The organism is Salinarimonas soli (assembly GCF_008386575.1).
GTDB lineage: Bacteria > Pseudomonadota > Alphaproteobacteria > Rhizobiales > Beijerinckiaceae > Salinarimonas_A > Salinarimonas_A soli.
In genome coordinates, this window is record NZ_VUOA01000101.1 from 1 (window position 1) to 230 (window position 230).

Sequence of the window (230 nt, forward strand, 5' to 3'; positions counted from 1 at the left end):
CGAGGGTGTTGGGCGGCTCGATGGCGAACAGGCACAGGAGCTGGAGGACGTGGTTCTGCACCATGTCCCGCAGGGCGCCCACGCCGTCGTAGTAGTCGGCCCGCTTCTCCAGCCCCACGGTCTCGGCCACCGTGATCTGGACGTGGTCGATGTCGCGCTGCGACCAGGAGCGCTCGAACAGGGTGTTGGCGAAGCGCAGGACCAGGAGGTTCTGCACCGTCTCCTTGCCG

General features: G+C 67.4%; 1 pseudogene. It reads right to left on the reverse strand.

Annotated elements, in window-relative coordinates:
* A pseudogene (locus F0L46_RS25390) lies at positions 1–230 on the reverse strand (glucose-6-phosphate dehydrogenase); the annotation flags it as partial.